This is a genomic window from Micromonospora sp. DT178 (genome assembly GCF_049841695.1).
In the GTDB taxonomy this organism is placed as follows: Bacteria; Actinomycetota; Actinomycetes; order Mycobacteriales; family Micromonosporaceae; genus Micromonospora.
The window spans coordinates 117,615-144,565 of the sequence record NZ_JBNCKV010000016.1; the positions used below are offsets into that span (position 1 = coordinate 117,615).

21 protein-coding genes and 1 tRNA gene are annotated in these 26,951 nt (G+C 73.6%); 14 read left to right on the forward strand and 8 right to left on the reverse strand.

The window, feature by feature from the left end; genetic code table 11:
• Positions 1-64 precede the first annotated feature (64 nt).
• The 4 genes from ACLQ22_RS25105 (at position 65) to erm (ending at position 5,160) form a co-directional block, all read left to right on the forward strand.
• Complete coding sequence (locus tag ACLQ22_RS25105) at positions 65-1,474, forward strand: glycosyltransferase family 2 protein (RefSeq protein WP_425694472.1); 1,410 nt, start codon at positions 65-67, stop codon at positions 1,472-1,474.
• A gap of 91 nt (positions 1,475-1,565) precedes the next feature.
• Positions 1,566-2,792, forward strand: coding sequence for a glycosyltransferase (locus tag ACLQ22_RS25110; RefSeq protein ID WP_425694473.1), 1,227 nt, complete (start codon positions 1,566-1,568; stop codon positions 2,790-2,792).
• 223 nt (positions 2,793-3,015) lie between these two features.
• Complete coding sequence (locus ACLQ22_RS25115; RefSeq protein ID WP_425694474.1) at positions 3,016-3,918, forward strand: Gfo/Idh/MocA family protein; 903 nt, start codon at positions 3,016-3,018, stop codon at positions 3,916-3,918.
• Positions 3,919-4,362: 444 nt separating this feature from the next.
• The gene (erm, locus tag ACLQ22_RS25120; protein ID WP_425694475.1) at positions 4,363-5,160 is read left to right on the forward strand and encodes an ErmE/ErmH/ErmO/ErmR family 23S rRNA (adenine(2058)-N(6))-methyltransferase; all 798 of its coding nucleotides are present in this window, start codon (positions 4,363-4,365) and stop codon (positions 5,158-5,160) included.
• 4 nt (positions 5,161-5,164) lie between these two features.
• Here the strand turns inward: erm and ACLQ22_RS25125 are convergent, their stop codons facing one another.
• On the reverse strand, positions 5,165-5,356 hold the full coding sequence (locus tag ACLQ22_RS25125) for a DUF2795 domain-containing protein (RefSeq protein ID WP_121399625.1): 192 nt from the start codon (positions 5,354-5,356) through the stop codon (positions 5,165-5,167).
• Positions 5,357-5,446: 90 nt separating this feature from the next.
• Here ACLQ22_RS25125 and ACLQ22_RS25130 point away from each other — a divergent pair, with 90 nt between their 5' ends.
• A complete protein-coding gene (locus ACLQ22_RS25130) occupies positions 5,447-6,703 on the forward strand; it encodes an erythromycin esterase family protein (protein ID WP_425694476.1) in 1,257 nt (418 codons plus the stop codon).
• Positions 6,704-6,813: 110 nt separating this feature from the next.
• Here the strand turns inward: ACLQ22_RS25130 and ACLQ22_RS25135 are convergent, their stop codons facing one another.
• The 3 genes from ACLQ22_RS25135 to ACLQ22_RS25145 all read right to left on the reverse strand — a co-directional run bounded on the left by ACLQ22_RS25135 (position 6,814) and on the right by ACLQ22_RS25145 (position 10,163).
• Positions 6,814-9,018, reverse strand: a complete 2,205-nt coding sequence (locus ACLQ22_RS25135; protein WP_425694477.1) for an MMPL family transporter — start codon at positions 9,016-9,018, stop codon at positions 6,814-6,816.
• 38 nt (positions 9,019-9,056) lie between these two features.
• Positions 9,057-9,602 carry a TetR/AcrR family transcriptional regulator gene (locus ACLQ22_RS25140; RefSeq protein ID WP_425694478.1) on the reverse strand — a complete coding sequence of 182 codons (546 nt, stop codon included), beginning with the start codon at positions 9,600-9,602 and terminating at the stop codon, positions 9,057-9,059.
• Between the two features lie 99 nt (positions 9,603-9,701).
• Entirely contained in the window at positions 9,702-10,163 is a 462-nt protein-coding gene (locus ACLQ22_RS25145) for a winged helix-turn-helix transcriptional regulator (RefSeq protein WP_425694479.1), read from the reverse strand.
• 79 nt (positions 10,164-10,242) lie between these two features.
• Here ACLQ22_RS25145 and ACLQ22_RS25150 point away from each other — a divergent pair, with 79 nt between their 5' ends.
• From ACLQ22_RS25150 to ACLQ22_RS25165, 4 genes are all read left to right on the forward strand, one after another.
• Positions 10,243-11,700, forward strand: a complete 1,458-nt coding sequence (locus ACLQ22_RS25150; RefSeq protein ID WP_425694480.1) for an MFS transporter — start codon at positions 10,243-10,245, stop codon at positions 11,698-11,700.
• A gap of 204 nt (positions 11,701-11,904) precedes the next feature.
• On the forward strand, positions 11,905-12,864 hold the full coding sequence (gene ligD / locus ACLQ22_RS25155) for a non-homologous end-joining DNA ligase (protein ID WP_425694481.1): 960 nt from the start codon (positions 11,905-11,907) through the stop codon (positions 12,862-12,864).
• A gap of 305 nt (positions 12,865-13,169) precedes the next feature.
• Positions 13,170-13,673: an anthrone oxygenase family protein gene (locus ACLQ22_RS25160; protein ID WP_425694482.1), complete on the forward strand. Its 504-nt coding sequence runs from the start codon at positions 13,170-13,172 to the stop codon at positions 13,671-13,673.
• A 223-nt stretch (positions 13,674-13,896) separates the two neighbouring features.
• On the forward strand, positions 13,897-14,415 hold the full coding sequence (locus ACLQ22_RS25165) for a hypothetical protein (RefSeq protein WP_425694483.1): 519 nt from the start codon (positions 13,897-13,899) through the stop codon (positions 14,413-14,415).
• Positions 14,416-14,654: 239 nt separating this feature from the next.
• Here ACLQ22_RS25165 and ACLQ22_RS25170 read toward each other — a convergent pair.
• The 4 genes from ACLQ22_RS25170 to ACLQ22_RS25185 form a co-directional block, all read right to left on the reverse strand.
• A tRNA-Arg gene (locus tag ACLQ22_RS25170) sits at positions 14,655-14,729 on the reverse strand.
• Positions 14,730-15,031: 302 nt separating this feature from the next.
• Positions 15,032-15,724 (reverse strand): winged helix-turn-helix domain-containing protein, encoded by a 693-nt coding sequence (locus ACLQ22_RS25175; RefSeq protein ID WP_366640276.1) that lies wholly within the window; start codon positions 15,722-15,724, stop codon positions 15,032-15,034.
• 309 nt (positions 15,725-16,033) lie between these two features.
• A complete protein-coding gene (locus ACLQ22_RS25180) occupies positions 16,034-16,696 on the reverse strand; it encodes a DUF305 domain-containing protein (RefSeq protein ID WP_425694484.1) in 663 nt (220 codons plus the stop codon).
• Between the two features lie 8 nt (positions 16,697-16,704).
• Entirely contained in the window at positions 16,705-17,550 is an 846-nt protein-coding gene (locus ACLQ22_RS25185; protein ID WP_425694485.1) for a DUF3105 domain-containing protein, read from the reverse strand.
• Positions 17,551-17,650: 100 nt separating this feature from the next.
• Here ACLQ22_RS25185 and argS point away from each other — a divergent pair, with 100 nt between their 5' ends.
• From argS to ACLQ22_RS25210, 5 genes are all read left to right on the forward strand, one after another.
• Entirely contained in the window at positions 17,651-19,315 is a 1,665-nt protein-coding gene (gene argS / locus ACLQ22_RS25190) for an arginine--tRNA ligase (protein ID WP_425694486.1), read from the forward strand.
• Positions 19,316-19,378: 63 nt separating this feature from the next.
• A complete protein-coding gene (lysA, locus tag ACLQ22_RS25195; RefSeq protein WP_425694487.1) occupies positions 19,379-20,764 on the forward strand; it encodes a diaminopimelate decarboxylase in 1,386 nt (461 codons plus the stop codon).
• An 8-nt stretch (positions 20,765-20,772) separates the two neighbouring features.
• Positions 20,773-22,086 (forward strand): homoserine dehydrogenase, encoded by a 1,314-nt coding sequence (locus tag ACLQ22_RS25200; protein ID WP_425694525.1) that lies wholly within the window; start codon positions 20,773-20,775, stop codon positions 22,084-22,086.
• Between the two features lie 241 nt (positions 22,087-22,327).
• Positions 22,328-23,377 (forward strand): threonine synthase, encoded by a 1,050-nt coding sequence (thrC, locus tag ACLQ22_RS25205; RefSeq protein WP_416606102.1) that lies wholly within the window; start codon positions 22,328-22,330, stop codon positions 23,375-23,377.
• 163 nt (positions 23,378-23,540) lie between these two features.
• Positions 23,541-26,846, forward strand: a complete 3,306-nt coding sequence (locus tag ACLQ22_RS25210) for an efflux RND transporter permease subunit (protein ID WP_425694488.1) — start codon at positions 23,541-23,543, stop codon at positions 26,844-26,846.
• Positions 26,847-26,951 lie beyond the last annotated feature (105 nt).

Consider the following 26,951-nt stretch of genomic DNA (forward strand, 5'->3'; position numbering starts at 1 on the left):
AACGTTATTCTCTCGTCATCGTCGCCACCTCCGACGGCACGTTCGTCTGACGGAGAGGATCCCCATGTCCTTGCCCACCATCCCCCCGGCGCTGAGCGTGGTGATGCCGACATACCAGGATCCGCAGTGCCTCGCGCTGACCCTCCGGGCGCTGGCCCGGCAGACGCTGCCGCCGGAACGCTTCGAAGTGATCGTGGTCCGGGACGGTGGTTCGTCCGACAGGTACGCCGAGGCTCTCGCCGAAGGCGCCGGTCTCCGCCTGCGGGTGGTGGAACTCCCCCGGCGCAAGGGTCGCTCCGTCGCCCGCAACGAAGGGGCGCGGCACGCCACCGCACCCCTGCTCGTCTTCCTCGACGCCGACTCGTGGGCCGTGCCCGACCTGCTGGAGAGGCACCTGACGTGGCACAGCACGCCCGGCAACGCGGCGGTGCTGATCGGCCGGCGGGACGAGATCGGCCTCGCGGACCTCCCCGCCGTGCTGTCCGGGGAGTCGGACACGATCGCGCGTAGCTTCCCGCACGGTGGCGACCTGCGGTTCGCGACGGGACTCCCGGACGACGGCGGCGACTGGCTCCGGGCCGGCTGGGTGATCGCCTACACGCACAACATCTCGCTCTCCACCTCGCTCTTCGCGAAGGTCGGCGGCTACCGCGAGGCGTTCGGTCTCAGCTACGGCGTGGAGGACGTCGAGCTGTTCTACCGCGTGGACCAGAGCCTGCCGGACGGCGTCAACTTCGGCTACGACGACGAGGCCCGGGTCGTCCACCTGCCGCACCACAAGAACATCACCCGCAACTGGATGGAGATGAAGGCCAACTTCCAGCAGGCCGCCAGGTTGTACCCCTGCCTGGAGTGGGAGTTCCTCACCGCGGTCATGGGATACGAGGCGGTCCGGCGGATCCTGTACTACCGGTCGCTCGTCGACGAGTGCGTCGAGCGGTCGGCGTGCGCCATCGGGCCCGCCGCCGCGCGCCTCGCGGGCAAGTTGCGGGGACCCAGGGCGCTCTGGATCGGCACCGGCCGCGCCGAGGCGAGGCTGCCCGCCACGGCGCTCACCTTCGACTACTCCGCACCCATCGGCCCGACCAACTTCCACCTGCTCGGCGTCGCCCCGCCCATGCCGGCGGGCAGTCTGGACGCGGTGGTCAGCGTCGACTTCTGGCGGTACCTGCTGTGGCCGGAGCTCTGCCAGTTCATCTCCGCCTCGGTGCAGCTGGCCGGCGAGGTCCACCTGGTCGCCACCGCCGACGCGACGCCGGGGATGTGCGCCGCCGACCCGCAGACGCTGGACTACCTGCGCCAGGCACAGGCCGCCGAGTACGCGGCCGAGCTGCGCACGGTCGAGGGGCTCGGCGACGTGTTGACGCTACGGGCCCGCCAGCCCGTGACCGGCGCCGCGCGCCGGGTGCCCGGCCAGGTGACCACCAGGGCGCGACCCACGGCAATGGCGCCGGGTCGCCCTCCGACGGGCTAGCAGATCGACGGTGCGGCCGGACCCGACGTGCTGGGTCCCGGCTCGCTCCACCGCGCCCGGATCCGCCGCTACAGACGGAAAGGCGAGCATCATGCGCGTACTGTTGTCGACCCTCGGGTCGCGCGGCGACGTTCAACCACTGGTGGCGCTGGCATCGCGGTTGAAGGCTCTCGGTCTGCAGGTTCGCCTCTGCGCCCCACCGGACTTCGCCCGGTGGGTGGCCACCTTCAAGATTCCCTTCGTGCCCGTCGGCCCGCCCTGGCGCAGGTCGGCCGCGCCCAGGCCGCGGGCCGCCGTGCCCCGCCCCTCGCCGGCACAGGTGCGTCAGCTGGCCGAGTCCTCCGTCGGCATCCAGTTCGAGGTGCTGTCGAAGGCGGCCCGGGACTGTGACGCCATCGTGGCGTCGACCGGCCTCCAGATCGCCGCCCGCACCGTGGCGGAGAGGCGCGGCATACCGTACGTCTTCACGGCGTTCTGCCCGGCGGCCCTTCCCTCACCGCACCACCCTCCGCTACCGCTGCCGGCCCTCGGGGAGGTGCCCGCGCCCGCGTCGGCCGACAACCGCGAGCTGTGGGCCGCCAACCAGCGGCACGTCAACGACACCTTCGGCGCGCCGCTCAACGCGCTCCGGGCGACGATGGGACTGCTCCCGGTCGACGACGTCAGCGACCACATCCACACCGACCAGCCGTGGCTGGCGGCCGACCGGACGCTGGCGCCCTGGCCGGACACCGCCGACCCGGCCGTCTACCAACCGGGCGCCTGGCTCCTGCCGGACGAGCGGGCCCTGCCGGCCGAGCTGACGACCTTCCTGAACGCCAGCGACCAGCCGTGCGTCTACGTCGGATTCGGCAGTGTCGCCGCACCCCCGGGCGTGCTGGAGACGGCCATCCAGGCGGTGCGCGCGGTCGGCTGCCGCCTGGTCGTCTCCCGGGGCTGGGCACCCCTCTCGATGGCCGGCCGGGCGCCCGACTGCCTGGTCGTCGGCGAGGTGAACCAGCAGGCGCTGTTCAAGGAGGTGGCCGCGGTGGTCCACCACGGCGGCTCGGGCACCACGACCACGGCCGCGCGGGCCGGGACCCCGCAGGTCGTCATCCCGCAGGTCTACGACCAGCACTACTTCGCGCGACGCGTCTCCGCGCTCGGCATCGGCGGCGCACACCCCGGCGCGGTGCCGACCGTCGAGTCGCTGACCGCGGCTCTCAGCGCCGCGTTGCGGCCCGAGACCGCCGCCCGCGCCCGCGCGTTCGCCGCCGCCATCAGCACCGACGGAGCCCAGGCCGCCGCGGAGCGGTTGACCGCCGCCCTGCGGGCCTGAGCACCGGGTCACCGCCGGATCGTCCGCGACGACCAGCGGTGAGGGTGAGCGGGCACGTGCCGGCCGGGCAGCATTCCGGCGGGGAAGGGGCGACATCGAACCAGCCGCGACCCTGACGGCCGGTCCCGGAAGGACGGACGCGCCGGCGACATCCGGCACAGGGCCCGGCGCGGCTCGTGGCCGCGGGTACCGTGGTGTGACGACGACGGTGGAGGTGCTCGTAATGCGGTTCGGGTTGTTCGGCACCGGTCACTGGGCGGCGGAGACGCACGCTGCGGCGCTGCACGCCCACCCGGGGGTCGCGTTCGCCGGCGTGTGGGGCCGGGACCCGCGCAAGGCCGCCGCCCTGGCCGAGCGCTACGGGGTGCCGGCGTTCGACGACGCCGACGCGCTGATCGACGCCTGCGACGCGGTCGCCGTGGCCCTCCCGCCGGACGTCCAGGCCGGCATCGCGGTCCGCGCGGCCACCGCCGGCCGGCACCTGCTGCTGGACAAGCCGCTCGCGTTGAGCGTCGCCGACGCCGACCGGGTGGTCGACGCCGCGCAGGCGGCGGGCGTCGCCTCGGTGGTGTTCTTCACCGGCCGCTACCAGCCGGACGTCGCCGGTTTCCTCGCCTCGACGGCGGCCGTCGGCGGGTGGCACACCGCGAAGGCGATCCGGTTCGGCTCCATCTTCCAGCCCGGCAGCCCCTACGGGGCCTCGCCCTGGCGGCGGGAGCACGGCGCGCTGTGGGACATCGGCCCGCACGCGCTGTCGCTCATCCTGCCGGTGCTCGGCCGGGTCACCCGCGTCGCCGCCATGGACGGGCCGCGTGGGCTCGTCCACCTGCTCCTCAGCCACGACGGCGGCGCGACCAGCACGGTGTCGCTGACCCTGGACGCCCCGCAGGAGGCGGTGAGCCGGGAGTTCGTCTTCTACGGCGAGAACGGCGTCGAGAGCGTTCCGGCCGGCGAGGGCGACTCGGCGACCGCGTTCGGGGTGGCGATCGACCAGTTGCTGGAGGAGATCGGCTCGGGCACCCGGGACCACCGCTGCGACGTGCGCTTCGGCCGCGAGGTCGTCGCCGTGCTCGCCGCCGCCGAGACCGCCCGCGCCGAGGGCCGCACCGTCGACCTGCCGGGCTGAGGGCGCACCGCGGAAGCGGAAAAGCGGTCGCCTCCCGGGGACGGGCGCGGCTAGGGTCGCCGCATGTCCGCGCACGCTCTGATCGAGGGGGTCGGTACGCCGGCCGTCCTCGGGTCGCTGTTGGCGGCCCGCCTGCGAGTCCGGCGTCCGGCCCTGGCCGGCGCGACCCGCGACTGACCCCGCACCGCACACGCGGCGCCCCGCCCGGGCATCCCCGGGCGCGACGCCGCCCCCGCCACGCCTCCGGGTGCCGTCCCGGGGCTGAGTGCCGCCCGTCGGCGCCGCCCCGGTAGCCGCCCCGGCGTGGCGCCACGCCGTGCGCCGCCGATCCCGCGTTCCGCGTCCCGCACAGGGCCGTCCGAGTCCCCGGACCATTCGGACAGGCCCCGCTCGCGGCTGCCTGTCCGCTCCGTCGCCGCCCGGCGACAGACAGGACGACGACCCGTGGCGCCTCGCCGTACCCGAGCAACCGAACGTGACCGGTCCCGTCGCGTACTCTCCCAGAACTTCCTCGCCGACCCGGCCGCCATCGCCCGGATGGTGCACGCCGCCCGCCCCGGGCCCGACCGGCTCCTGCTGGAGGTGGGCGCCGGCCGGGGCCAGCTCACCCGGCCGCTCGCGGCCCGCTGCCGGCACCTGACGGCGTACGAGGTGGACCCGGCCGCCGGAGCCGAGCTGGCCAGGGTCTGCGCGGCCCTGCCGAACGTGACGCACCGGCAGGTCGACTTCCTCACCGTCACCCCGCCGCCGGAGGAGTTCGACGTGGTCGGCAACATCCCCTGGTCGCTGACCTCGGCCGTGGTGCGGTGGTGCCTGGCCGCGCCCGGTTTGCGCGCCGCCACCCTGCTCACCCAGTCGGAGTACGCCCGCCGGCGCAGCGGCGACTACGGCCGCTGGACCAGGCTGACGGTGCTGACCTGGCCGGAGTTCGGCTGGCGGCTCGCCGGGCGGGTGCCCCGCACCGCGTTCCGCCCCGTGCCGAGGGTGGACGCCGGCATCCTGCGCGTCGAGCGGCGGCCGGAGCCGCTGCTGGCCGCGTCGGCGCTGCCCGCGTACCGCCGGATGGTGGAGCTCGGCTTCGACGGGGTCGGCGGCTCGCTCGCGGCCTCGCTGGCCCGGCACCACCCGCGGGCGCGGCTGGCGGCGGCGCTGCGGGCGACCCGGCTCGACCCGGCCACCCCGGTCGGGCACGTCTGGCCCGAGCAGTGGCTGGTGCTGTTCCGGCTGCTGCACGCCCGCTGAGGGGTCAGGCCAGCGTGTTCAGGGCCTCGCTCAGCTCGGCGGGGGAGTCGAACTCCTCCGCCGGCAGGGCCCGGAGCGTCTGGAGCGTCGCCGTGCTGACCCCGTTCTCCTGGCCCCAGCGGATGAGGTCCTCCCGGGAGACCGGGTAGTCGAGCCCGGCCAGGTACTCCTGCAACTGCACGCCGGTGACGGTCATGCCGGCGGGCTACCCGCTCAGCCCGCCGGCACACGCCCGCCGATCGACGATCGGCGGTTTGCCCCGGCGGCGCGCCGGGTAGCCGCCGGCATGCTGGTTCAGCGGCTCGGCGCGCCGAGCGACTTCGACCCGTTGCTGGAGCGCGTCCGGGACGCCCGGATCGTGATGATCGGTGAGGCGACGCACGGCAACTACGACTACTACCGGCTGCGCGAACAGCTCACCCGCCGGCTGATCGCCGAGTGCGGGTTCTCCTTCGTGGCCGTGGAGGGGGACTGGCCCGACTGCGACCGGGTGCACCGCTCGGTGACCGCCGCACCGGGCGGAGCCGCCGACCCGCGCGTCGCGCTGGAGCGCTTCGAGCGCTGGCCGACCTGGATGTGGGCGAACGCCGAGGTGGCCCGCTTCTGCTCCTGGTTGCGGGCGTGGAACGTGGAGCGGCCCCAGGACGCCCGGGCCGGCTTCCACGGCCTGGACGTCTACAGCCTGTGGGAGTCCATGCAGGCGATCTTCGACTACCTCGGCGAGGAGGACCCGGGATCGCTGGAGGCGGCGCAGGACGCGTACCGCTGCTTCGAGCCGTACGGCAAGCGGGTCGAGGAGTACGGGATGGCGAGCCGGTTCGTCTCCGCCCGCTGCGAGGAGGAGGTCGTGCGGCTGCTGGCGCGTACCCGCGAACAGGCCGCCGGGGACGGCCCGGACAGCTTCTCGGCCTGGCAGAACGCGGAGGTGGTGGCCGGCGCGGAGCGCTACTACCGGTCGATGGTGCGCGGCGGGCCGGAGTCGTGGAACATCCGGGACACGCACATGGCGGACACCCTGGACCGGCTGCTGGAGCGCTACGGCCCGGGCGCGCGGGGCGTCGTCTGGGCGCACAACACGCACATCGGCGACGCCCGGGCCACCGACATGGCCGGCGACGGGATGGTCAACATCGGCCAGCTGGCCCGCGAGCGGCACGGCGCCGACGAGGTGGTCCTGGTCGGCTTCGGCGGCTACCGGGGCACGGTGATCGCCGCGCCCCGCTGGGGTTCGCCGGCGGAGGCGATGGTGGTGCCGCCGGCCCGCCCCGGCTCGGTCGAGCACCGGCTGCACGAGCTGATGCCCGAGCGGGCCGTGCTGGTCTTCGGCGGCGACGACCAGCCCGGCTGGGTCACCGGGACCGCCGACCACCGGGCGATCGGGGTGGTCTACGACCCGTCCTTCGAGTCGTGGGGCAACTACGTGCCGACCCGGCTGGGGGAGCGCTACGACGCCTTCGTCTGGTGCGACGAGACGACGGCCCTGCACCCCCTGCCGGCCCTGACCACCCCGGGCGAGATGGAGACCTACCCGGCCGGCGTCTGACCCGGCCCCCGCTCCGATCCCGCTGATCAGGCAGTCGTGGTGCCCGTTCCGACCGGTTTCACCGGTTGTGCGGGGCGCCACGACTGCATGATCGACCGAGCGGTGGTGGGTCAGGTGTGGGCGGGGGACCTGTCGTCCAGGTGGGCGCGCAGGCCCTCGCCCTCGATGTCGACATTGGGCAGGATCTTGTCCAGCCAGCGGGGGAGCCACCAGGCCCGCTTGCCGAGCAGCGACATCACGGCCGGCACAATGGTCATCCGGACCACGAACGCGTCGATGGCGACGCCGATGGCGAGCGCGAAGCCCATCGACTTGATGACCGGGTCGTCGAGGAAGACGAAGCCGCCGAACACCGAGATCATGATCAGCGCGGCGGCGGTCACCACCCGGGCACCGTGCCCCATCCCGTTGATGGTCGCCTGCTGCGCGGTGTCGCCGTGCACGAAGTCCTCCCGCATCCGGGAGACCAGGAAGACCTCGTAGTCCATCGCCAGGCCGAACAGGATGCCGATCAGCAGGATCGGCAGGAAGCTGACCAGCGGGCCGGGCGTGTCCAGGCCGAGCAGGTCGGCGAGGTGGCCCTGCTGGAACACCGCCACGGTGATGCCGAAGGTGGCGGCGACGGTGAGCAGGAAGCCCAGCGCGGCCTTGACCGGCACCAGCAGCGAGCGGAAGACCAGCATCAGCAGCAGCACCGAGAGGCCCACCACCAGCAGCAGGTAGACCGGCAGGGCGTCGGAGAGCTTCTCGGAGACGTCGATGCCGATCGCGGTCGCCCCGGTCAGCAGCACGTCGACGTCGCGGAACTCACCCACCGCCGCGCGGACGTCGTTGACCAGGGTCTCGGTGGCCTCCTCGGTCGGGCCGGTCTTCGGCACCACCCCGAGCAGCGCGGTGCGGCCGTCCGGGCTGAGCTGCGGCGGGGCCACCGCGAGGACGTTCTCGGTGCGCTGGACCAGCGCGGTGACCTGCGGGATGGCGGCCGAGGTCGCCTCCGGGGTGTCCCCGGCGACCACCACGGCGAGCCGGCCGGTGAAGCCCGGCCCGAAGCCCTCGGTGATCACGTCGTTCGACTCCCGGGCGGCCGAGCCGACCGGCGCGGTGCCCGCGTCGGGCAGCGCCAGCCGCATGTCGGGCGCGGGCAGCGCGAGCAGCCCCAGCCCGATCAGCCCGACCAGGATGACCGGCACCCGGAACCGGGTGACGAGGCGCGCCCAGCGGAACCCGAAGCCCGACCGGTCCTCGGCCCGCGGGGTGCCCGCGTCGGCGGCGTCGGCCGCCCGGTCCCCGGCCGGCACGGTGGCGCGCAGCTTGCGGGGCAGCACCCGGCGGCCGGCGAAGCCGAGCAGGGCCGGCTGGAGCGTGATCGCGACCAGCACCGCGACGGTGACCGTGCCGGCGGCGGCCAGACCCATCACCGTCAGGAACGGGATGTTCACCACGGCCAGCCCGGCCAGCGCGATGACCACGGTGGCGCCGGCGAAGACCACGGCCGAGCCGGCGGTGCCGACCGCGCGGCCCACCGCCTCGTCCGGTGGCAGCCCCTCCATCAGGTTCTGCCGGTAGCGGGAGGTGATGAAGAGCGAGTAGTCGATGCCGACCGCGAGGCCGAGCATCAGGGCGAGGATCGGCGCGGTGCTGCTCAGGTCGACCACGCTGCTGATCGCGAACAGACCCGCCATGCCGACGCCCACGCCGATCAGCGCGTTGAGCATCGTCATCCCGGCCGCCACCAGCGAACCGAAGGTGACCACCAGGACGATCGCGGCGACCGCCACACCGATCGCCTCGGTCGAGCCGACCTCCGGCACGCTGCTGAGCACCTCGCCGCCGGGCGCGACCTCCCAGCCCTGGGCCTCGGCCCGCTCGCCGACCTTCTCGTACGCGTCGCGCTGGGCGTCGGTCACCTCGTCGGCGCCGGTGGCGAACTGGACCTGGACCAGCGCGTACCGGCCGTCCGGGGAGACCGCCCCCACCTGGAACGGGTCGACGGCGCCGACGACGCCGGGCAGCGTGGCGGCCTCCTGGGTGAGTTCCTTCACCACGGCCTGCCCCTGCGGGCCGGCGAGCGCGCCGTCGGCCGGCGCCTTGACCGCGATCGTGCCGGTCGCGCCGCTCGCCGCCGGGAACTGCTCGGCGAGCAGGTCCAGGGCGCGCTGCGACTCGGTGCCGGGCATGGTGAAGTTGTCGGCTATCGGGCCGCGCAGGGTCGCGGCGGCGAGGCCGAGACCGACGAGTACGACGAGCCAGATCGCCGCGACGAGTCGCCGCCGGCGCATCGAGCCCCGGCCGAGCCGGTAGAGCAGGGTGGCCATGAGTTCCTTGTCCTCGGTCGTGGATGGTTGGGTACGGATCAGTCGACGGGCTCCAGTGCCCGCCGGGCGAGTGCCAGCAGGGCGGCGCGCAGCTCCTCGTCGGGTACGTCGGCGAACTCCCCGCAGGTCTCGGAGATGCCGGCGAGCAGCACCAGCGCCGCGATCCGGGCGGACGGGCGTGCCGGGTGTCCGGCGAGCGCGTCGACCAGTCGTTCGGACATCCGCTGGATGTGCGCGAAGGCGGGCTGCTTGAGCAGCTCCGGGAACTCGCCCCGGAGCAGGGCGATCTCGCGACGGAAGCGGACCGCGAGGTCGACGAAGCCCTCGGCGGCGACCCGCTGGGCGTCCGCGCCGCGATGCGCGGAGATCCGCTCGTCGAGCGCCTGGAGGACGTCGATCGCCGGGGCCATCAGCTCGGTGAGGATGGCCTCCTTGTTGGCGAAGTGGTAGAGCACCGCCGCCTTGGAGCAGCCCACCTCGCGGGCGATGTCCTGCAACGAGGTGCCCCGGTAGCCGGTCGTCGCGAAGCGTCGGGCCGCCGCCGAAAGGATCTCGTCGTGCGTCTCCGGAACCATCCGCGCCATGCCGGTCCACCTCCCCGGACCAGCATGCCTGACCGATCGGTCAGACCCTGACCGATCGGTCAGATCGAGGGCGTGGCGTTCCCCACACGCCGTCGAGGTTTACCCCTCCGGGGCGTGCGGGAGCGCCTCGTCGGCCGCGCCGTGCGCCCGGTCGTACGTGGCCCGGGCGTCGGCGATCGCGCTGCGGTGCCGTTCCGCCCAGCTGGTCAGGGCGATCAGCGACTCGTAGAGCTCCAGCGCGATCGGGGTGGCGGTGTACTCCACCTTCGGCGGGACGGTCGGATAGACCTCCCGGTGCAGCAGGCCGTCGCGTTCCAAATTGCGCAGGGTCAGGGTGAGCATCCGGCGGCTGATCCCCTCCACGCAGCGCTCCAGCTCCGTGAAGCGCACCGGGCCCTGGGAGGCAGCCACCAGGATGCCGATGCTCCACTTGCCGCCCACCCGGTCGAGCACCTCGCGGACGGTGCACGCCTTGGCCTGGCCGGGGGTGAAGGGCTCGTCGACCGCCCCGCACGCCTGGGGCGCCCGCCCGACGGTCACATCGCTGTTCCCCTGGGACATGAAAGTGCCTCCTTACGCTCCGCCTCATGGTCACAGAGGATGGCCCTGGTAACAAACCGTGCACCTAGGGGGCCGCTCGATGTCCACCCGTACCGTCGATTCCCGCTGGCCGGCGCTGCTCCTGCTCTGCGCCGGCAGCCTGATGATCATCCTGGACGGCAGCGTCGTCGCGGTGGCGCTGCCGGCCATCCAACGGGACCTCGGTTTCACCGCGACCGGCCTGGCCTGGGTGGTCAACGCCTACCTCGTCGCCTTCGGCGGGCTGCTGCTGCTCGGCGGACGCCTAGGGGACCTGCTCGGCCGCCGGGCGGTCTTCCTGGCCGGCGTCGCGCTGTTCACCCTCGCCTCGCTGCTCTGCGCAGTCGCGACCGGCCCGGCGGTGCTCGTGGTGGCGCGCTTTCTCCAGGGCGCCGGCGGGGCCCTCACCATGGCGGTCAGCCTCGGCATGATCGTCCGGCTCTTCCCCGCCCCGGGCGAGCGCGCCCGGGCCATCGCCGTCTTCAGCTTCACCGGCGCGGCCGGGTCGTCGATCGGCATGCTGGCCGGGGGCCTGCTCACCGACCTCGCCGGTTGGCCCGCCATCTTCGGGATCAACCTGCCGATCGGGCTGGGGATCCTGCTGGGCGCCGTACGCCTGCTCGACGCCGACCGTGGCATCGGGCTGCGGGCCGGGCTGGACCTGCTCGGCGCCGTGCTGGTCACCGCCGGCCTGATGCTCGCCGTGCTGGCGATCGTGGGCACCGGAGAACACGGCTGGGCCTCCGCCCGGACGCTCGGCGCCGGCGGGCTCGCGGCGGCCCTGCTCGGGGCGTTCGCGCTGCGGCAGCGGGCGAGTGCGACCCCGCTGCTGCCGCCACGGGTGCTGCGTACCCCCGACCTGGTCGCCGCCAACGTCGTGCAGTTCCTGATGGTCGCCGCGTTCTTCGGCTTCCAGTTCCTGCTCGCGCTGGAACTCCAGCTGGTGCTCGGCCTCGACGCCGCGGCCACCGGGCTGGCCTTTCTGCCCACGCCGGTGGTGATCGCGGTGGTCTCGCTCGGTCTCGCCGGCCGGCTGACCGCCCGGTACGGCGCCCGACCGGTGCTGCTCACCGGGCTCGCGCTGGCCGTGGTCGGGTTCCTGTTGCTCGCCCGGCTCCCCGTCGACGGCGGCTACCTGACCGACGTGCTCCCCGCGATGCTCGTCTTCGGCGCCGCCGGTGGACTCTCGCTGCCGGCGGTGACGACCCTGGCGATGGCCGGCGCCGATCCGGCGGACGCCGGGCTCGCCTCCGGGCTGGTCAACACCACCCAGCAGGTCGGCGGCGCGCTCGGGCTGGCCACACTCGCGACCCTGGCCGCCAGCCGCACCGACGGCCTGCGGGACGCCGGGTGGGCGGCGGCCGACGCGCTCGCCGCCGGGTACCGGACCGCCTTCGCCGTGGCCGCCGCCCTCGTCGTGGCCGCCCTCCTGCTCGCCCTGGCCACCCTGCGCCGTCGCCCGGCCCCGGAACCCGCCCCGGCCCGGCCCGCACCCCCGCTGCGGGCCCCGACGGCCTGACCACCTCCGCTCGCAAAAGGGGTCAGAGGGCGGTGAGGACGTGGGCCAGTGCGTCGAGGGCGGCCGGTAGGCGTGCGAGGGCGCGGCGGCGTAGCCGACGACCAGACCGCCCGGGTGCGGTCCGGGCCGGCGGCGATCCGTTCGCCGCGGTTCGCCCCGCCGCGTCCGGTTGACCGCCGGCCCCCGGGCCGCGAAGGTGGTCGGATGAGTGGCGCTGACGAGACCCGGGACGGGGTGTCGCTGACCAACCTCGACCAGCCGTTGTTCGACGGTGCCGACGCGACCAAGCGGGACCTGGTCGACTACCTCGACGCGGTGCACGAGCGGATCCTGCCGCAGCTGCGGGGCCGGCCGCTGTCGGTGATCCGGGTCCGGCCGGGGCAGCCGCCGTTCATGCAGAAGAACCTGCCGAAGTACACCCCGGACTGGGTGGCCCGCACCCCGGTCTGGGCCGAGGCGTCGCACCGCGAGATCTCGTACGCGCTCTGCGACGACCGGCGCACCCTGCTCTGGTTCGCCAACCAGCGCGCGGTGGAGTACCACCCCACCCTGGCCACGGTCGACGACCTGCACCGCCCCACCCACCTGGTGCTGGACCTCGACCCGCCGGAGGGGGACTCCTTCGCGCTGGCGGTCGCCGCCGCGCGGCTGGTCCGGCAGGCGCTCGCCGACGCGGGGCTCGCCGGCGCGGTCAAGACCAGCGGGGCCAAGGGCGTGCACGTCTTCGTGCCGGTGGCGCAGGGCGCGACGGTGGAGGACATGGCCGCCGCGACCCGGGCGGTGGCGGCCCGCGCCGAACGGCTGGATCCGGCGCTGGCCACCACCGCCTTCATCCGCGAGGACCGGGGCGGCAAGGTGTTCGTCGACTCGACCCGGGCCGGCGGGGCGACCGTGGTGGCCACCTACAGCCCCCGGCTGCGGCCGGGCGTGCCGGTCTCCTTCCCGGTCGACTGGGCCGACCTGGGCGACGTGACCCCAGCGGACTTCACCATCCGCACCGCCCCGGCGCTGGTCGTCGGGCACGACCCCTGGGCCGAGCGGCTGCCCGCGCCGCAGCCGCTCCCGGCGGACCTGGTCGCCGAGGGCCACACCATCCCGGTCGCCCGCGTGCAGGCCATGCACGAGGGCAAGCGCCGGGCCCGCGCCCGCCGCGCCGCCGACTGACGTACGCCCACCGCCTTCGGCCCCCTCCGTCGCCTGTCGCCGGCCACCCGTCGGCCTGTCGCCTGTCGGCCCTCCGTCGACTGCCGTGGGTCGCCCCTCGACCATGCCCGTCGGCCACCTCGGCTACGTCGGGAAGCGACGCCCGACCGCGCGGGCGGGCGACCGGTCCGTGCCGCCGTACGTCCGGAGGCGACCCCGCGTTCGCGCCGTCGGGCGGCAGACGGGCGGCGGCGGCCGACCTAGCGTCGACGACGACCCCAGCGGACGGCGCCGGCACGGCGTCGACTGGATCGGCAGGAGGACCCATGACCCGCGACAGGCTGACCTGGACGGTGCTCATCGCCCTGGTGTGGACGGCGATGATGTCGTTCGGCGGCGTCGCCGCCGAGACCGTGATGCTCTACCCGAACATCTTCGGGGACCCGCCGGCGTCCCTGGACCGGGCCCGCGAGTTCCTGGTGGCGGGCGGCCCGAGTGACTACTTCCCGCCGCTCGGCGCGACAGTCGTGCTCGCCTGTCTCGCGGCAGCGGTGCTGACCTGGCGCGACCGCCGGCTGCGGTGGTGGGTCGCCGGCGCGGCCGTGGTCTTCGTCGCCTGCGAGTTCCTGTTCTCCGTGTTCTTCTTCTGGCCGCGCAACGAGATCATGTTCGTCGACCCGGTCGGCACGCACTCCCCGGAGTACCTGCGTCAGGTCGCGGACGAGTTCGTCGCCGGGCACCGGGTGCGCCTGGTGGGCGGGGCGGTGACCGCCGCGCTGGCCTTCACCGCGCTGCTGCGCTGGGCCCGCGCGACCGCCCCTCGGACCTGACGGACGCCTTCCGCCCGCCCCGACCGGGCGGCGGCCGGAGCGCAGGCGAGGCCGTCGACCAGGCAACCTGGTCGGCGGCCTCTGCTGGCGGCCATGATCCAGTAGGTAGTCTCCCGCTCATGATCGCGCTGCTCTCGCCTCGCGTTCACAGCGAGCCCGCGCCGCTGCGGGCCCGCCCCGCCGCCACCCGTGCTGCGGCCAGTCCAGCTCTGAGGAGGATCTGGTGACCAGAGCCCATGCGAAGACCCTGGCCTTGATTGTCGGCGTGCTTCTCGTCCCGTTGATCCTGGTCGGATGCGCAAGAAATGAGGATTCGGGGGAGACCAGGATCTTCGAGATCGAAAACACGGAGGAGGTCTTCGGCAAGAAGGACGAAGACCACGTGACCGTCAGGAAGCACTACATGATCCTGAACCCACCCGAGGATCTGACGGAACTGAAGGAGCTGGTCGAGAAGTACGGCAAGGAGCACCCAGTCGAGGGGGAAATCGGAGCGGCGGCGGGAAAGACCCGCTTCTTCCACATGTACTTCTACCGGGAGAGCGACGACCTGCCGAGGGACTGGCAGCCGGACGAGGGCTACCTGAGCACGGATCGGATGGAGCACCACAAGAACGATCTCATTGCGGCGGTAGATTGGTCGGACGCAGACCCGCAAAAAGAATACTCCAGTTATGAAAAAAGCAAGGAGGGGAAGATCGTCAAGCGGATGCGTTTCGTGGAAGACCAGCTTGTCGAGTGAGGCTGGAGTCTCCAACAGATGTGCAGTGGCTGCGATGGCTTCCGCATGCGCCGCACCTGCTCCGCAGCCGCCCGCCTGATGATCCGGCTCAGCCACGCCAGGCGACGGCCGCGTTCAACTTCGGCACGCATCGGGTGCAGGCGCCCGTCACGGGCCGCTGAGAGCCGAACGTGGCCGAACGTACGACAAAGGCCGCTGCCTGGGCTTGCCCTGGTCAGCGGCCTTGATCGTGCTCATCGTGGTGCCCCCGGCAGGATTCGAACCTGCGCCCCCGCCTCCGGAGGGCGGTGCTCTATCCCCTGAGCTACGGGGGCTCAGCGACTCGAGAAGACTAGCAAACGCCTCCCCGGAACGCCGAATCGGTATCCGGTGCCCGCCCTCGTGTCGCCCTGCCCGGTGCCGCCTGCGCCGCACGCCGCGCCAAGGGGAGGGCGGACGCCCTCGGGCGGCACCAGTGGAACCTCACGGTTGTGTCCCGTCGTCCGATGCGACCATGGCGTTCCACTCGTCGTTGCCCGCCGGCCGCTTCGGCCGTCGCGCCGGGGCGGGCCGGCCCCGGCGCGGGCCGTCGCACCCGATGTCGGGCGTACGGTGCGGGCGCCGGCGCTGTGGGCGGTCAGGCGGCGACGGCGCGGCCGCAGCTGGGCAGCGGGTGCAGCACGATGCGGCGGGGCAGGCGCCGGGGCCACTCGTTGCGGGGCCAGGAGCCGTCGACGATCAGGTGCACGGTCCGCTGTTCCTCGCCGCTGAGCCGCAGCACGAAGTCGCGGGGGAGCGGCGGGTCGACCGACGGGGTGGTGATCATGAAGCGTACGCGGCCGCGGGAGGAGACGGCGGAGATGACGTCCGCCGCCGGCATCGTGCCCCGCAGGCGTACGCGGCCGATCCAGTAGACCTCGGCGAGGTGCTCCTGCGCCGCCCGGGTGATGGTCGGGTACTCGCTGCGTACCCAGCGCTCCACCGCGCCGACGCAGAGACCGCAGGCCCGTTCGCGGGGCTCCCGTGGGCCCAACCCCCAGGCCCGCAGGTACGCCCCGACCGCCCCGGCGTCCATGGGCGCCGCGAAGCGGTGCTGGATGAGGGCGTGCAGGCTCTGCCGCGTCCACAGCTCCTCGTCCAGGCCCAGCTCGTCGGGGTAGACGCCCCGCAGGACGTCGATGAGTTCGAGCTCCTGTTCGCGGCTGAGCGTTCCCGGCTCGCCCTGCCGCTGTCCGCGACGGACGGCTGCCACCGCCCCGTCACCGCCGATGGTGTGGCGCCGGCACCAGCTGGTGACCGAACGCCGTGCGTCTCTCAGTGCAACCCCCACGTCCTGCGCAACGAGCCCGAATCGCAACTGGTCACGATATGTGTGGAGAAAACTCTCTTAGCGTCAGAATCGGGCGTTCCGGTCAATCGGGCTGTCTGCCCGCCAGGCCGGACGCCGAGCGGTCGGGTGTCGGCGCGCTGCGTGGACGGAGAGCGGCCCGAGGATGGCGCAAGGCGCGACGGCCGGGCCGATTCGGCCTCGATCCGGCCCGCTTCGGCCTCGGGGCGGAACGGCGAGAGGTCCGCGGCGGCCGGGGCGAACCGGCGGCGACGCGGACCTCTCGACGGACAGCGGTGCGGTGGCGCGGGGTCAGCCGCCCAGCCGCTTCAGCGCGTTCTGGAGATTGGTGAGGTCGTTGCGCTGGGTGTTCTTCATGGTCTGCGCGGTCCTGACCACGTCGGTCTCGTCGCTGACCTCGAGGATCCCGTCGATCATGTGGATGCCGCCCAGGTGGTGCTTGATCATCAGTTGCAGGAAGAGGACGTCCAGCTCCCGGCCCTCCGCCGCGTGCAGCTTCGCCATCTCCTCGGGAGTGGCCATGCCCGGCATCAACCCGTTCCTGACCAGGCCCGCGCCGTCGGACATCCAGGACATCGACGGCTTGCTGCCCGCCGGGTCGAGCCCCCACGAACGCAACCACGTGTGCATGGTGCCGATCTCGCCCTGCTGGGCGGTGGCGATGTCGCCACCGATGCTGCGGACCTCCGGGTCGCTGCCCTTGTCGAAGGCGACCAGGCCCATCTCCACCGCCTGCGCGTGGTGGGTCAGCATGTCCCGGGCGAAGCCCGCCTCGGGCGAGGCGTCGCCCGGCCGGGTGAGCCGGGGCGTCAGCATGCCGCCCGCGTACCCGAGGAGCAGCCCGACCACGACGGCCAGGGCCAGCGCGGCCGTGCCCCAGCGGGCCGGCGACCGCCGCTCCTCCGGAGCCGGGCTGGCCGGCTCGCTGGTCTCGGTCATGGTCGGGATGCTCATCGCTCTCCTCAGCCCTGCGGCATCTGCTGGGCGTCGTCACGCGGCGCGGTGCCGGTGGCGGTGATGCCCTGGCTGCACAGCGCGGTCGGGCCCTCCACCGAGGCGTTGACCTTCAGCGTCTTGATGAACTCGTCGATCCGGCCGTCGTCGGCGTTGTCGACCTTGAGCTGGTAGCCCCACGCCTGGAGCGAGATCGGCTTGTCCAGCCCCTCGAACGGGCTGAGCATCAGCTTCTCCTTGCCCCGCACCTTGTCCGCGAGCTTCGTCACCTGGTCGGCGGGCAGGTCGGGGCGGTAGGTGATCCACACCGTGCCGTGCTCCAGGCTGTGCACCGCGTGCTCGTTGGCGATCTGGGCCGGGTAGACGTCGCCCATGCAGTTCTGCCAGGCGGCGTTGTGCGGGCCGGCCACGGGCGGCAGCACCGTGTAGGTGATGGGCCCCGTCTTGTGGTTCCCGCCGGCCACGAGGTCCTTGTCCTTCTCGCGGTAGTTGACGATGCCGTCGATCGCGTCGGCCCGGTCCTCCCAGGGCTTGGCGCCCTGGAACGTCGCCCAGGCGCCGTAGCCGATGATCGCCACGGCCAGCACACCCACGGCGACGAAGAGCGCGATCGGGCCCCAGGAGCGGCCCTGGCTCACCTTCACCGGGGCGATGGGCTTGCGGCCCTTGCCCCCCGCGCCGGGGCGGGTGCCCGTGGGCTTGCCGGACCCGGTCTTCGCGCCGGTGGACCCGGGCTTGGCGCCGCCGGACCCGGCCTTGGCGCCTGCTGCCGGCCGGCCCGCCGCCGGCTTCTTGCCGGTGCTGACCACGTTCGGGCGCCGCTCGGGGCCGCCACCCGGTGTGCTGATGCTCATCGTGCCTCGTCAGGTCGGTCGGTCAGGGGATCCGGCGGGCCGGTCTCACACACTGGGTCGCCGCCGCGGGTGCCGAGTCTACCCCCGATAACATGGATCGGTGACTCCCGCAGAACTCGCCGAGGTCGTCCTCTCCGCAGCCCACGCCGTCTTCACCGAGCGTGGCCTCGACCGCTCCGCCCTGCCGGAGCGGACGGCGGTCGAGCGACCCCGCAGCCCCGAGCACGGCGACTACGCCTCCACGCTGGCCCTCCAGCTCAGCAAGAAGGTGGGCGTCCCGCCGCGCGAGCTGGCTACGGCCCTCGCCGAGCAGCTCGGCCGGGCCCCGGGGGTCAAGTCGGTGGAGATCGCCGGCCCGGGCTTCCTCAACATCCGGCTCGACGCGGCCGCCGCCGGGCAGCTCGCCCGGGTGATCGTCGAGGCGGGCGAGGCGTACGGGCGCAGCGACCGGCTCGCCGGGCAGAAGATGAACCTGGAGTTCGTCTCGGCGAACCCGACCGGCCCGGTGCACATCGGCGGCGTCCGCTGGGCGGCCGTCGGCGACGCGCTGAGCCGGCTCCTGCGCGCCACCGGCGCCGAGGTCGGCACGGAGTACTACTTCAACGACGCGGGCTCCCAGATCGACCGGTTCGCCCGGTCGCTGCTCGCCGCCGCGAAGGGCGAGCCCGCCCCCGAGGACGGGTACGCCGGGGCGTACATCACCGAGATCGCCGAGGCCGTCCGGGGTGTCCGTCCCGACGTGCTGGAGCTGGACGACGCCGCCGCCCAGGAGGTCTTCCGGGTCGAGGGCGTGCAGCTCATGTTCGCCGAGATCAAGTCCTCGCTGCGCGGCTTCGGGGTCGAGTTCGACACCTACTTCAACGAGAAGGACCTGCACGACCGGGGCGAGCTGGACCTGGCCCTGGAGCGGCTGCGCGCGCAGGGCCGGGTGTTCGAGTCCGACGGCGCGACCTGGCTGCGCACCACCGACTTCGGCGACGACAAGGACCGGGTGCTGCGCAAGTCCAACGGCGAGTGGACCTACTTCGCCGCCGACTGCGCCTACTACCTGGACAAGCGGGAGCGCGGCTTCGAGCGGGTCGTGATCATGCTGGGCGCCGACCACCACGGCTACATCGGCCGGATGAAGGCGATGGCCGCCTGCTTCGGCGACGACCCGGAGCGCAGCCTGGAGATCCTGATCGGCCAGATGGTCAACCTGGTCCGCGACGGCGCACCGGTCCGGATGAGCAAGCGGGCCGGCACGGTGGTGACCCTGGAGGACCTGGTCGACGCCATCGGCGTGGACGCCTCCCGGTACGCGCTGGCCCGCTACTCCAGCGACTCCCCGATCGACATCGACGTCGAGCTGTGGACCCGGGCCACCCGCGACAACCCGGTCTACTACGTGCAGTACGTGGCGGCCCGGACGGCCAGCGTGGGCCGCAACGCGGCCGAGGTGGGGCTGACCCGGGGCGACGCCGAGGCGTTCCGGCCGGAGCTGCTCGGGCACGAGAAGGAGAACGAGCTGCTCAAGGCGCTCGCCGAGTTCCCCGCCGTGGTCGCCACGGCGGCGGAGCTGCGCGGCCCGCACCGGGTGGCCCGCTACCTGGAGGAGCTGTCCGGGGCCTACCACCGGTTCTACGACGAGTGCCGGATCCTGCCGCGCGGCGACGAGGAGACCACCGACCTGCACCGGGCCCGGCTCTGGCTCAACGACGCCACCCGCACCGTGATCGCCAACGGCCTGCGCCTGCTGGGCGTCTCGGCCCCGGAGAGGATGTGAGCGCCGTGCGAGCGCGAGGTGTGAGCCTGCGAGCCCCGCAGTCGCGAAGCGGAGACAGCTGAGATGCGTGCTCACGAGGCCGGTGCGCTGCACGGTGACATCGGCGTCCGGGGGCCGGCGTGGTTGCGCCCGCCGGCCGACGTCAACGCCCTGGTGCCGCAGCTGTGGCCGCGCAACGTCACGCGCGGCGGCGACGGCGTGCTCGCCGTGGCCGGCCTCGGCGTCCGCGACATCGCGGCCGAGTTCGGCACCCCGGTGTACGTCCTCGACGAGGACGACCTGCGGTCGCGCGCCCGGGACTTCCGCACCGCCTTCGACGGCGTCGACGTCTACTACGCCGGCAAGGCGTTCCTCTGCCGCGCCGTGGTCCGGATGATCGCCGAGGAGGGCCTGCACCTCGACGTGTGCACCGGGGGCGAGCTGGCCACCGCGCTGTCGGCCGGGATGCCGCCCGAGCGGATCGGCTTCCACGGCAACAACAAGTCGGTGACCGAGCTGAGCCGGGCGCTGGACGCCGGCGTCGGCCGGATCATCCTCGACTCGTTCGACGAGATCGGCCGGCTCACCGCGCTGGCCCGCGAGCGGGGCGTCCGCCCCCGGGTGATGATCCGGGTCACGGTCGGCGTCGAGGCGCACACCCACGAGTTCATCGCCACCGCGCACGAGGACCAGAAGTTCGGCTTCTCGCTTGCGGGCGGGGCGGCGGCGGAGGCGGCCTTCCGGGTGCTCGACGAGGGCGTGCTGGAGTTGCGTGGCCTGCACTCGCACATCGGCTCGCAGATCTTCGACGCCAGCGGCTTCGAGGTCTCCGCCCGCCGGGTGCTCGGCCTCCAGGCGCAGATCCGCGACGCGCGCGGGGTGGAGCTGCCCGAGCTGGACCTCGGCGGCGGCTTCGGCATCGCGTACACGACCCAGGACGACCCGGCCGCCCCGCAGGACCTGGCGAAGCGGCTGCGCCGGATCGTCGAGGCCGAGTGCGCCGCCGAGCGGCTGGCGGTGCCGCACCTGTCGATCGAGCCGGGCCGGGCGATCGTCGGACCGGCCGTGTTCACCCTCTACGAGGTCGGCACGGTCAAGGACGTCGACGGGATCCGGACGTACGTGAGCGTCGACGGCGGGATGAGCGACAACATCCGTACCGCGCTCTACGACGCGTCCTACTCCGCGACGCTGGCGTCCCGGGCGTCGGCCGCCGAGCCGCTGCTCGCCCGCGTGGTGGGAAAGCACTGTGAGTCCGGGGACATCGTGGTGAAGGATGAATTCCTGCCCGCCGACGTGCAGCCCGGAGATCTTGTCGCGGTGCCGGGCACCGGCGCCTACTGCCGGAGCATGGCCAGCAACTACAACCACGTGCCCCGCCCCCCGGTGGTCGCGGTGCGGGACGGCCAGGCGCGCCTGATCGTCCGGCGGGAGACCGAAGAGGACCTGCTGGCATTGGATGTGGGATGACGTCACCTGTGCGCCTGGCACTGCTCGGCTGCGGCACGGTCGGTAGCGAGGTGGTCCGGCTGCTGCACGAGCAGGCGGCCGACCTCGCCGCCCGGATCGGCGCCCCGCTGGAGATCGCGGGCATCGCCGTACGCCGTCTCGGCCGCGACCGGGGCGACCTGCCCGTCGACCCGACCCTGTTCACCACCGACGCGCTCGGCCTGATCAAGCGCGACGACGTGGACGTGGTCGTCGAGGTGGTCGGCGGCATCGAGCCGGCGCGGGGCTGGCTGGTCGAGGCGCTGCGGGCCGGCAAGAGCGTGGTCACGGCCAACAAGGCGCTGCTCGCCGAGGACGGCGCCGCCCTGCACGACGCGGCGGCCGAGGGCGGCGGCGACCTCTACTACGAGGCGTCCGTGGCGGGGGCGATCCCGCTGCTGCGTCCGCTGCGCGAGTCGCTGCACGGCGACCGGATCAACCGGGTCACCGGCATCGTCAACGGCACGACCAACTTCATCCTCTCCGCCATGGACGCCACGGGCGCCGGCTTCGCGGAGGCGCTGGAGGAGGCCACCGAGCTGGGCTACGCCGAGGCCGACCCCACCGCCGACGTGGAGGGCTTCGACGCGGCGGCCAAGGCGGCCATCCTCGCCTCGCTGGCGTTCCACACCCGGGTCGGCGCGGCCGACGTGCACCGGGAGGGCATCACCGAGGTCACCGCCGCCGACGTGGCCAGCGCCAAGGCGATGGGGTGCACCATCAAGCTGCTCTGCATCGCGGCCCGGGGCGCCGACGCCGCCGGCCGGGAGACGGTCAGCGTGCGGGTGCACCCGGCGATGATCCCGCTGGGCCACCCGCTGGCCAGCGTCGGCGACGCGTTCAACGCGGTCTTCGTCGAGGCCGAGGCGGCCGGGCCGCTGATGTTCTACGGCCGGGGCGCGGGCGGCGCGCCCACCGCCAGCGCCGTGCTGGGCGACGTGGTGGCGGTCTCCCGCAACCGGCTCGCCGGGGTGCGGTCGGCCAGCGAGAGCGCGTACGCCGACCTGGCGGTGCGGCCGATGGGGGAGGCGCTGACCCGCTACCACATCAGCCTCGACGTGGCCGACCGGCCGGGTGTGCTGGCGGCGGTGGCCGGGGTGTTCGCCCGGCACGACGTGTCGATCGCCACCGTGCGGCAGGGCCCGGCGGGCGGCGGCCCGGCGGGCCGGGGCGAGGACGCCGACCTGGTCATCGTCACCCACGTGGCGCCGGACGCGGCGCTCGCCGCCACCGTGCGGGAGCTGCGCGGGCTGGACATCGTCCGCTCGGTGGCGAGCGTGCTGCGGGTCGAGGGCGGGCTCTGAGCGGTCCGCTCGCGGGAGCGGGTCGGCCCGCGACCGCCGGCGTCAGGCGCCGGGCGGTGCCGGGCCCGCTGCGCGGCACGCGTCGGGCGGTGCCGGGTCCGCGGTGCGGCCCCGGCGGGGCGGGCGCCTCCGCGTCTCGCCTGGTGGTTAACTGCGGGTGCGCCGGCGGGCACGCGGCGAGACTGGTCCAGGCTGGAGGCGTACCCGACTCGGCGGGGCGGTAGAGGCGAGGGAGAACGACATGTGGCGGGGTCTGATCGACGCGTACCGGGACCGGCTGCCGGTCACCGACGCCACCCCGGTCGTGACCCTGCACGAGGGGAACACCCCGCTGCTGCCCGCGCCGGTGCTCTCCGCCCGGCTCGGCTGCGACGTGCACCTGAAGGTGGAGGGCGCCAACCCGACCGGCTCGTTCAAGGACCGGGGCATGACGCTCGCGGTCTCCAAGGCGGTCGAGGCCGGCAACAAGGCGATCATCTGCGCCTCCACCGGCAACACCAGCGCCTCCGCGGCGGCGTACGCGGCCCGCGCCGGCCTGACCTGCGCGGTGCTCGTGCCGCAGGGCAAGATCGCGCTGGGCAAGCTGGCCCAGGCGCTCGTGCACGGGGCGAAGCTGCTCCAGGTCACCGGCAACTTCGACGACTGCCTGTCGCTGGCCGCCAAGCTCGCCCAGGACTACCCGGTCGCCCTGGTCAACTCCGTCAACATCGACCGGCTGCACGGCCAGAAGACGGCCGCGTTCGAGATCGTCGAGGCGTTGGGCGACGCCCCCGACATCCACTGCCTGCCGGTCGGCAACGCCGGCAACGTCTCCGCCTACTGGATGGGCTACTCGGAGGAGCAGCGGGACGGCAACGCCACCCGGGCCCCGAAGATGTACGGCTTCCAGGCGGCGGGCGCCGCCCCGATCGTCACCGGGCAGGTGGTCCGCGAGCCGTCCACGATCGCCACCGCCATCCGGATCGGCAACCCGGCGAGCTGGACGAGGGCGCTCGACGCCCGGGACTCCTCGGGCGGGCTGATCGCCGCCGTCACCGACCGGGAGATCCTGGCCGCGTACCGGCTGCTGGCCCGCGAGGTCGGGGTCTTCGTCGAGCTGGGCAGCGCGGCCAGCGTGGCCGGCCTGCTCCAGCAGGCCGCCGCCGGTCGGGTCCCCGCCGGCTCGACCGTGGTCTGCACGGTCACCGGCCACGGCCTGAAGGACCCGGAGTGGGCCATCTCCACCGCGCCCGTGCCCACCACCATCGCCAACGACCCCCTGGCCGCCGCCCGATGCCTCGACCTCGCCTGAGCCGCCGGCGGATCGGCGCCGGCCGAGGTCGACGGGAGGAAACCGGCGCGGCGTAGGCGAGTCCTGTGCATCGGACTGGGGCAGGGCCGACCGGGGCCGGTCCGGCCGGGTGGGGGAGAATCCGTACCCCCGCCAATCGCCTTTTCAGGAGTGAGTCACGCCGATGTCGCTGCTCGCCAGATTCAGCCTCGCCAACCGAGGGCTGATCGCCCTCATCGCGGTGGTGACCACGCTGTTCGGGGCGTTCGCCGTACCGTCACTGAAGCAGCAGCTCCTGCCGTCGCTGGAGTTCCCGGCGGCCTTCATCGTGGCGGTCTACCCCGGCGCCGGGCCCGAGGTCGTCGAGTCGCAGGTCACCGAGCCGATCGAGAACGCCCTCCAGGGCATCCCCGGGCTGGACCAGGTCACCTCGACCTCCCGCGAGGGCTCCACGACCGTCCAGGTCCAGTACGAGTTCGGCACCGACCTGGACGACGTGGTCAACAAGATGCAGACCGCGCTCAACCGGATCGACGCGCAGCTGCCCGAGGGGGTCGACCCGCAGGTCATCGCCGGCAGCACCGACGACCTGCCCGCGGTGGTGCTCGCCGCCTCCGGCGGTGACGACCAGCGCGTCCTCGCGGAGAAGCTGCGCGCCACGGTGGTGCCCGAGCTGGAGGCGATCGAGGGGGTGCGGACGGTCGACCTGACCGGCGCCCGCGACGACGTCGTGGTGGTCACCCCGGACCCGGCCAAGCTGGCGGCGGCGAAGCTCCAGCCGACCGCGCTCGGCGCGGCGTTGAAGACCAACGGCGTGACGGTGCCGGCCGGCGCCGTGACCGACGGCACCCGCGCGCTCCCGGTGCAGGTCGGTACCCGGCTCGCCACCCTGGACGACCTGCGGGGCGTCGTGGTCGCGCCGGCGACGGGCCGGGCGGCCCCGGTCCGCCTCGGCGACGTGGCCACCGTCGAGCAGCAGCTCGCCCCGGCCACCGCGATCACCCGCACCAACGGCAAGGACAGCCTGGGCATCGCGGTCACCGCCTCCCCGGACGGCAACGCGGTGGAGATCTCCCACGAGATCCGGGACCGGCTCGCCGAGCTGCGGGAGGCCTCCGGCGCCGAGCTGACCGTCGTCTTCGACCAGGCGCCCTTCGTCGAGAAGTCGATCGAGAGCCTGACCACCGAGGGCCTGCTGGGCCTGGTGATGGCCGTCGTGGTCATCCTGGTCTTCCTGCTGTCGGTCCGCTCCACCGTGGTCACCGCGGTCTCCATCCCGCTCTCGGTGGTGGTCGCCCTGATCGCCCTCTGGATCGGCGACTACTCGCTCAACCTGCTCACCCTCGGCGCACTCACCATCGCGGTCGGCCGGGTGGTCGACGACTCGATCGTCGTGCTGGAGAACATCAAGAGACACCTGGAGTACGGCGAGCCGAAGCGGCAGGCGATCCTCGCCGCCGTCCGCGAGGTGGCCGGGGCGGTGACCGCGTCCACCCTCACCACGGTCGCCGTATTCGCGCCGATCGCGCTGGTGGGCGGCTTCGTCGGGCAGCTCTTCGCGCCGTTCGCGATCACCGTCACGGTGGCCCTGCTCGCCTCGCTGCTGGTCTCGCTGACCGTCATCCCGGTGCTCGCGTACTGGTTCCTGAAGCCTCCGAGCGGCACGGCGGACGACGCCGCGGTGCGCCGGGCGGCCGAGGAGAAGGAGCTGCGCAACCCGTTGCAGCGGGCCTACCTGCCGGTGATCGGGTTCGCCACCCGCAAGCGGGCCACCCGGTGGATCACGCTGGGGCTGGGCGTGCTCGTGCTGTTCGGCACCTTCGGCCTGTCCCGGCAGCTGGAGACCAACTTCATCGACGACTCCGGCCAGGACACCCTGAGCATCACCCAGGAACTGCCGGCGGGCACCGGCCTGGTCGGCACCGACGCGGCGGCCAAGCAGATCGAGGCGGTGCTGGAGCGCACCGAGGACGTCGAGACGTACCAGGTCACCGCCGGCGGCGGGGACAACCCGTTCGGCGGCGGCGGCAACAACGTCGCCAACTGGTCGCTGGCGCTCGGCGACGGCACCGACGCTCAGCAGATGCGGGAGAAGCTGCGCCGGGAGTTCGACGCGCTGGGCCCGGCCGTCGGTGAGGTCAGCTTCGGCGCCGGTCAGGGCGGGGCGGCGGCCAACCAGATCGAGGTGGTCGTCCAGGGCGCCGACCCGGAGGCGCTGACCCGGGCCGCCGAGGAGGTCCGGTCGGCGATGGCCGGGCTGGCGGGCGTCGAGGACGTCTCCACCAGCCTCGCCACGCGGGTGCCGCGCGTCGACGTCACCGTCGACCGGGTCGCCGCCGGCCGGGTCGGGCTCACCGAGGCCGCCGTCGGTCAGGTGGTGGCCCAGGCGTTCCGGGGCTCGCCCCTGGGGCAGGTCACGCTCGACGACGGGCAGCGGGACGTGGTGCTGCGGTTCGCGGGCAAGCCGCCGACCACGGTGGAGGAGCTGCGCGCGATGCCGGTCGGGCCGGTGAAGCTCGACGACATCGCCGACGTCACCCAGACCGAGGGCCCGCAGCAGGTGAGCCGGATCGACGGCGAGCGCAGCGTCTCCGTCACCGGTACGGCCACCGGCTCGAACCTCGGCGCCATCACCCAGGAGCTGCAGAAGAAGCTGGACGGCATCGACGTGCCGGGGGCGACCTTCGCCATCGGCGGCGTCAGCGCCGACCAGGAGGAGGCCTTCGCCGACCTGGGCCTGGCCGTGCTCGCCGCCATCGCGATCGTCTTCCTGATCATGGTGGCGACGTTCCGGAGCCTGGTCCAGGCGCTGATCCTGCTGATCTCCATCCCGTTCGCGGCGACCGGCGCGATCGGCCTGCTGCTCGCCACCGGCACCCCGCTGGGCGTGCCGGCGCTGATCGGCGTGCTCATGCTGGTCGGCATCGTGGTGACAAACGCGATCGTGCTGCTGGACCTGGTCAACCAGTACCGGGCCCAGGGCATGGGGGTCCAGGAGGCGGTGGTCGAGGGCGGCCGGCGCCGGCTGCGACCGATCCTGATGACCGCGGTCGCCACCATCTTCGCGCTGTTGCCGATGGCGCTCGGCCTCACGGGGGAGGGCGGCTTCATCTCCAAGCCGCTGGCGATCGTGGTGATCGGCGGGCTGCTCAGCTCGACGCTGCTCACCCTGATCCTGGTGCCGACGCTCTACGCCATGGCGGAGAACACCAAGGAGTCGTTCCGCTCCCGGCGGGCCCGCCGCTCCGGCGGGGTGGCCCCGGCCACCGGCACGGGCGACGGCGGCCCGGCCGGCGACGACGGCGGGGCGCCCGCCGCCGAGCCGGTACCGGTGCCCGCCGCGGGTGCCCCGTCCACCGCCGGCGCGGAGGCCGCCGACGCCCCGGCGTCCCGGCTGACGCCGTCGGGCGCGCTGGTGGACGGCACCGACCAGTTCGAGGTGCTGCGGCTGCCGAAGAGCCGCACGTCCCCGCTGCCGCCGACCGAGTAGCGGTACGTCCGCGAACGCCCCCGACGGGTCCCGCCCGCCGGGGGCGTTCGCGTTCGGTCAGGTACCCGCCGTACGCCCGGCCCGCCGGCCGGGGCCCGGTAGGGT

What these genes read in the sequence shown, in the direction of transcription:
- ACLQ22_RS25105 (WP_425694472.1), top strand. Translation starts at nt 65, where the DNA reads ATGTCCTTGCCCACCATCCCCCCGGCGCTGAGCGTGGTGATGCCGACA.
- ACLQ22_RS25110 (WP_425694473.1), top strand. Translation starts at nt 1,566, where the DNA reads ATGCGCGTACTGTTGTCGACCCTCGGGTCGCGCGGCGACGTTCAACCA.
- ACLQ22_RS25115 (WP_425694474.1), top strand. Translation starts at nt 3,016, where the DNA reads ATGCGGTTCGGGTTGTTCGGCACCGGTCACTGGGCGGCGGAGACGCAC.
- ACLQ22_RS25125 (WP_121399625.1), bottom strand. Translation starts at nt 5,356, where the DNA reads ATGACCGTCACCGGCGTGCAGTTGCAGGAGTACCTGGCCGGGCTCGAC.
- ACLQ22_RS25130 (WP_425694476.1), top strand. Translation starts at nt 5,447, where the DNA reads ATGCTGGTTCAGCGGCTCGGCGCGCCGAGCGACTTCGACCCGTTGCTG.
- ACLQ22_RS25135 (WP_425694477.1), bottom strand. Translation starts at nt 9,018, where the DNA reads ATGGCCACCCTGCTCTACCGGCTCGGCCGGGGCTCGATGCGCCGGCGG.
- ACLQ22_RS25140 (WP_425694478.1), bottom strand. Translation starts at nt 9,602, where the DNA reads ATGGCGCGGATGGTTCCGGAGACGCACGACGAGATCCTTTCGGCGGCG.
- ACLQ22_RS25145 (WP_425694479.1), bottom strand. Translation starts at nt 10,163, where the DNA reads ATGTCCCAGGGGAACAGCGATGTGACCGTCGGGCGGGCGCCCCAGGCG.
- ACLQ22_RS25150 (WP_425694480.1), top strand. Translation starts at nt 10,243, where the DNA reads ATGTCCACCCGTACCGTCGATTCCCGCTGGCCGGCGCTGCTCCTGCTC.
- ligD (WP_425694481.1), top strand. Translation starts at nt 11,905, where the DNA reads ATGAGTGGCGCTGACGAGACCCGGGACGGGGTGTCGCTGACCAACCTC.
- ACLQ22_RS25160 (WP_425694482.1), top strand. Translation starts at nt 13,170, where the DNA reads ATGACCCGCGACAGGCTGACCTGGACGGTGCTCATCGCCCTGGTGTGG.
- ACLQ22_RS25180 (WP_425694484.1), bottom strand. Translation starts at nt 16,696, where the DNA reads ATGAGCATCCCGACCATGACCGAGACCAGCGAGCCGGCCAGCCCGGCT.
- ACLQ22_RS25185 (WP_425694485.1), bottom strand. Translation starts at nt 17,550, where the DNA reads ATGAGCATCAGCACACCGGGTGGCGGCCCCGAGCGGCGCCCGAACGTG.
- lysA (WP_425694487.1), top strand. Translation starts at nt 19,379, where the DNA reads ATGCGTGCTCACGAGGCCGGTGCGCTGCACGGTGACATCGGCGTCCGG.
- thrC (WP_416606102.1), top strand. Translation starts at nt 22,328, where the DNA reads ATGTGGCGGGGTCTGATCGACGCGTACCGGGACCGGCTGCCGGTCACC.
- ACLQ22_RS25210 (WP_425694488.1), top strand. Translation starts at nt 23,541, where the DNA reads ATGTCGCTGCTCGCCAGATTCAGCCTCGCCAACCGAGGGCTGATCGCC.